This window comes from Allocoleopsis sp. (assembly GCF_036703385.1).
Taxonomy (GTDB): domain Bacteria; phylum Cyanobacteriota; class Cyanobacteriia; order Cyanobacteriales; family Coleofasciculaceae; genus Allocoleopsis.
In genome coordinates, this window is the sequence record NZ_DATNPA010000693.1 from 1 (window position 1) to 4,624 (window position 4,624).

General features: G+C 46.7%; 4 protein-coding genes. 2 read left to right on the forward strand and 2 right to left on the reverse strand.

Annotation, left to right across the window (positions count from 1 at the left end):
• Positions 1-119 precede the first annotated feature (119 nt).
• Positions 120-899, reverse strand: coding sequence for an ABC transporter permease (locus tag V6C93_RS32680; RefSeq protein ID WP_333480857.1), 780 nt, complete (start codon positions 897-899; stop codon positions 120-122).
• 25 nt (positions 900-924) lie between these two features.
• Here V6C93_RS32680 and V6C93_RS32685 point away from each other — a divergent pair, with 25 nt between their 5' ends.
• Together V6C93_RS32685 and V6C93_RS32690 are read left to right on the forward strand one after the other, a co-directional pair.
• On the forward strand, positions 925-2,970 hold the full coding sequence (locus V6C93_RS32685; RefSeq protein WP_333480858.1) for an FAD-dependent oxidoreductase: 2,046 nt from the start codon (positions 925-927) through the stop codon (positions 2,968-2,970).
• Between the two features lie 96 nt (positions 2,971-3,066).
• The gene (locus V6C93_RS32690; RefSeq protein WP_333480859.1) at positions 3,067-4,128 is read left to right on the forward strand and encodes an aromatic ring-hydroxylating dioxygenase subunit alpha; all 1,062 of its coding nucleotides are present in this window, start codon (positions 3,067-3,069) and stop codon (positions 4,126-4,128) included.
• 276 nt (positions 4,129-4,404) lie between these two features.
• Here V6C93_RS32690 and V6C93_RS32695 read toward each other — a convergent pair.
• Positions 4,405-4,624, reverse strand: a 220-nt coding sequence (locus tag V6C93_RS32695; RefSeq protein WP_333480860.1) for an NACHT C-terminal helical domain 2-containing protein, incomplete at its 5' end; no start/stop codon positions are given.

Consider the following 4,624-nt stretch of genomic DNA (forward strand, 5'->3'; position numbering starts at 1 on the left):
GATAGTGCGATCGCTGATTTGACTGTTAGGAGGCTGGTGAGCGATCGCTTGTTGAAAAAGTTTTGAGAAGGGTTATATACCCTATGTCTAGTTGAGAAATAATGCCTTCGTGAACAGCATTATAGCCTTCTCTCAACCCTCAACATGCGCCGATAAGACAGCCATCCCGCTGCAACCATGACAAGCGCAAACCCAAACAGAAACCAAAAATGTGACGAAATATCTGTATCTGATAAATTTTTGCCCCCCGCCCAAACACCAAGTAAGGCTTCATTCATGTGATAAATCGGGTTATATTTGGCAATTTCTAGCAATTTTTTGGGAAATAAGGATGTTGGTAGAAACGCTCCCCCTAAAATCAACAGAGGCACTCCGAACGCCGCCACTAAAGCATTGACATCCTCTGTCCGTCGTGCAAACTGTGTACCGAGAACAAATCCTACACCGACATAAGTAATAATACTGAGTAAGATAATCAAGACCCCCAGCAGAACAGAACCCTGAAACTCTGCTCCCAAAAAAGCCGATAAGGTATATACCAGCAATGCTTGACCCATACCAATGCAGCTGTGAGCGAAAAAAATACCTAAAAAATAGGAGGTTCCACTCAAAGGGGAGATAAATAAGCGCTTGAGCGTTTGTTGTTCTCGTTCTGCAACGACTGTTGCCACACTACCGCCCAGGCAACTGAAAAACAAGGCCGCACCCACTAAGGTAGAAGGGGCAGCACTTTCAAAGGCTTTAGCCGTTGTTAGTTTAGCTCGTTCTGCCAAAATATACCCGTTCAGTAAGAGGACAGAAATCGGGAAAATACTCCAAAAAATCAGGCTGCGGCGTCGTCGCCCTAATTCAATTAAAATTCGCTGGGCTACAGCCAGTGTTTCGCGCCAATATTTCATTCTGTCAGGATTCGCTTACGATCGCATGAGTCAATCATCCAATTCTCCTCTATCACCACCCCCCTCGATCCCCCCTAACAATGGGGATGACAACGGACTGAATTTTCCTTCAGTCTCTCGACGAACTGCCCTCAAGGTACTAGGGGTCGGTGCTGTAGGTAGCGTTCTGGGATACTCTCGTTTCTCGAAGCCTCAGCCTACAATTTTCCAGCAAGACACCCTGGATTTACCTCGACAACTCAGTCAACCCAAACGTGTCGTTGTCGTCGGCGCAGGACTCGCGGGGCTAGCTTGTGCTTATGAACTGAGCCAACGCGGTTTTAGCGTCACCCTTTTGGAGAAGTCGCCTCAACTGGGGGGTAAAATCGCCAGTTGGCCAATCCAAGTGGGCGAAGAAACCTTCATGATGGAACACGGGTTTCACGGCTTTTTCCCCCAATATTACAACCTCAACAGCCTGGTTGAAGAACTCAACATCCGCGATAATTTTGTCTCCTTAAAGTCTTATGCGGTTGTGTTTCGCGATGGCAAGTACCAGCCAGAAGTTTTCAAACCCAGCCGTTCGGCATTTCCCTGGAATGTTGTAGATTTAGCGATCGCATCGCCTAATTGGCTGCACTGGGGGATTAATCTCACCAAAGTGCAACACTGGAGTGTGTTCCGAGAAATCGGTGGGTTTCAGATTCCAGAAAGTTTTGATCGCCTTGATTCTATACCTGTGTCTCAATGGGTGCAGCAGGATTTCCCTCAAGGACTTTATGACTTGTACTTTTTACCCTTTGCCAAATCCAGCCTGAACGCCCCAGATGTCCTGAGTGTGGGAGAACTGATGCAGTTTTTCCACTTCTACTTTTTTGGCAATCCAGAGGGATTAGCCTTTAATGGCACACGTCAAGATATGGGTACCAGTTTAGTGCAACCCATTCGTCGAGCTATTGAGCAACGGGGCGGCAAGATTGTCACAGAAGCAACCGTCAGCCGGATTAACTGCCAGCATGAGCAGATTGAATCTCTTAGCTATCAGCAGGGAAGTATTGAGAGTGATGTTCCCTTTTGGGTGAAGCGTAGCGTGGGGAGTTCCGAGTCAGACATCGTAGGGGCGATGCATCCATCGCCCGAAAAGGAGTCGGAAGTGTTGGACTATTACGGCGCTGGAGATGAGGTTTTCGCCGTAGCACCGGGAAGGGATGAAGCCATTTCTCTCAGCTGCACTCACCAAGGCTGTACCGTACAGCACCAAGCGGATGGAAAGTTCCTTTGTCCTTGCCACGGCGCACTCTACGACGCCCAGGGACGAGTCCTTGCGGGGCCAGCTAAACGGAATTTACCTCGCTTCCAAATTGCTCAACGTCAAGATGAGCAAATTCAGTTAGTAGGGGCGCAAGGCATTGCGTCCTTACAGCCATCGGGAGAGACGATTCAAGCAGATTATTATATCTTTGCCACCGATGTACCTGGAGTTCAGCAGCTCTTGAAGCGGTGCGAAGGTCAAGTGAATCCACAGGTACAAAATCAAGTGGAGAAATTAAGCGTAGCAGACCCCTTTGCCGTTGCCCGTTTCTGGTTTGACCGCGACTTTGACTGGGAACACAGCAATTTTACTTCGTTATCGGGCTATCAACTCACCGATAGCATTACTCTGTATCATCGAATTCAAGACCAATTTATCGCTTGGCATGAGAAAACGGGCGGCAGTGTCGTAGAGTTACATGCTTACTGCTACAAAGAGAAACAATTCCCCAATCAACAAGCTTTGCTTACAACCTTTGAACAGGAACTTTATGAAATTGTCCCCCCTCTAAAAGAGGCGACGATGCTACACCGGGAACTGGTGAATCAGAAAAACTTCTCTGGCTATCCACCGGGAAGCTATGCCGAACGCCCCGAAACTTCCACCGAGATTCCCAATCTCATCTTTGCCGGGGATTGGGTGAAGATGCCATTTCCTTGTGGCTTGATGGAACGGGCGATTAGTAGTGGCTTACTGGCAGCGAATCAGATTTTACAGCGAGAAGGGTTAAAGAGGCGATCGCTTCTCTCGGTCAATCCAGAGGGTATTTTAAAAATCTAACTTCTGTGGTGGTTTGCTGTTGCGTCCACCCTATAGGATACGGGCACGCTCCCAGCAGTGCCCTACTGTAATAATCGTTGTTTGCAAGCTAACACTATGCAATCTCTCTCTCTAACCAACCAGCACCTTGATATTCGTCAGTTAGAAATAAACCCGAATCATTGGTATGTGATTGCCAAGAGCAGCGAGGTTACAACCCAACCTCTCAGTGTCACTCTGTGGAATCAGCCTATCGTCCTTTATCGAGATGATAGCGGTGAAGTCTATGCCCTAGAAGACCGTTGTCCCCATCGACAGGTTAAACTCAGTCATGGTCGCGTAATCGGCGATCGCATAGAATGCTCATATCATGGATGGCAATTTCAGTCAAGTGGTGAGTGTGCCGTCGTCCCCTATCTAGCCGCCAATCAGAAACTCCCCAACTGTAAAATTCGCTCCTATCCAGTCAAAGAACAAGATGGTTTTATCTGGCTGTTTCCTGGGGATGTAGAGAAGTTGCATTTAGAGCAAATACAGCCGATGGGTGTACCGGAGTGGGAACATCTCAACTACATTGCAACTGTCTCCATTATTGAATGCAAAGCCCATTTTTCTTATCTGATAGAAAACCTGATGGATATGTATCACGGGCATTTGCATCAAGACTGGCAGGCATGGACAGATGCAATGCTAGAAGATATCGAAGAAGATGCTAACCGCATAGATGCTCATTATCAGGTACAAAGCTATTACAGAATTGACAAAATCTGGTCGATTTCTCAGCTATTTTTTCCAGCTTTACGACGCCTCCATCCGGAACCTTTGCATGTGAGCTATGTTTATCCCCATTGGGTTTCTACACTCGGTAAAGATTTCAATATTTACTGTCTATTTTGCCCAATGAGTGAAACAGAAACTCGTGCTTATCTGATTCACTTCACTTCGTTAAATGCGTTCTGGCGTTTGCACAAGTTGCCCGTGTGGTTTCGTCGGTTTGTGAAAAATAGTTTATTTGGTTCGGCACAAAAGTTACTCGATGGATTGGTGCGTCAGGATGTGTTGATGATTGAGGAAGAACAACAGGCATATTTAAATCATCCTGAGCGGAAAAGTTATGAGTTGAATCGGGCGTTGGTGAGTGTGCAGCGGTTGATTACAAGTCAGGCTGAGCAGGGGTAGGAAGCTATTGAACCACAGACGTAGTAGCGTGACAAGGCTAAAATAGTACAATACAAATGGCTCAGAAACCGCCATTTACCTGATTTGCTGTTTATATCCTAATACAACGGCTGGCGTATTGTCTTAAGAATTGAGTAATCGCTTGACTCACTATTTCTGGAAACTCTGCAATTACCAATTACTCTTGTTCGCACTCGTCAACCGTGCAACTATAAAGCTTCATTTTTGCGATCAGAATTATTGTGGCGTTTGTCCCAGAAGGACTGCTCCCAATGGTTACCCTAGCTGTGGCAAGTGGTGTGAAGTGCTAGGTAACAACAAGGAATCCTCAATGTGCTGTCGCACCTCACGGCTCACATAACAATCACTATTCAGGCAATCCACCAACAACTTATTCGCATCGTAATACTGCTTCAGCAACTTCTTTTGCTCCTCGCTAAACTGCCAATCGTGACCCAGACTCCGATGCTCAATTAATATCGCTCTTAACCGCTTC

Coding starts and splice junctions, on each gene's coding strand:
- V6C93_RS32680 (WP_333480857.1), bottom strand. CDS start 899: ATGAAATATTGGCGCGAAACACTGGCTGTAGCCCAGCGAATTTTAATT.
- V6C93_RS32685 (WP_333480858.1), top strand. CDS start 925: ATGAGTCAATCATCCAATTCTCCTCTATCACCACCCCCCTCGATCCCC.
- V6C93_RS32690 (WP_333480859.1), top strand. CDS start 3,067: ATGCAATCTCTCTCTCTAACCAACCAGCACCTTGATATTCGTCAGTTA.